The organism is Ancylomarina sp. 16SWW S1-10-2, assembly GCF_009669305.1.
Classification (GTDB): Bacteria; Bacteroidota; Bacteroidia; order Bacteroidales; family Marinifilaceae; genus Ancylomarina.
The window spans coordinates 1-407 of sequence record NZ_SADB01000280.1 but is presented as its reverse complement, the minus strand read 5'-3'; the positions used below and the strand labels follow the sequence as shown (position 1 = coordinate 407).

At 51.6% G+C, this 407-nt stretch carries 1 protein-coding gene; it reads left to right on the top strand.

Going from position 1 to position 407, the window contains the following annotated elements; translation table 11 throughout:
• A partial coding sequence (locus tag EMN46_RS19235) for a class I SAM-dependent methyltransferase (protein ID WP_154202628.1) occupies positions 1-407 on the top strand: 407 nt, incomplete at both ends.

The window sequence follows — 407 nt, the reverse complement described above, 5'->3', positions numbered from 1 at the left end:
GCGAGCTGCTTCATCTGGTAGATCGTTGTTCGGTTGGAGTTGATCTCGGTTGCGGTAACGGCTCTTTGCTGGAAAGCTTGCTTGCGAAATGTGACACAGTTATCGGAGTGGACAGTTCGCCCAAGATGCTGGAACTGGCTGAAAAACGTCTTGGTAATCATCCCGACGTGAGCCTGCGTATTGGCGAGCTTACCCATTTACCCCTGCGCGATTGGGAAGCTGACCTGACTTTTATTTCCATGGTTCTGCATCATTTGCCACGCCCGGATAAAGCTGTTGCAGAGGCTGCGCGAACTCTTTCAAGTGGTGGGAAGTTGGTTATTGCCGATTTTCTGTCACACTCAAACGAGCGTATGCGCAGTGAATTCGGTGACCGCAGGCTCGGTTTTACAGAAGACGAGCTTGGC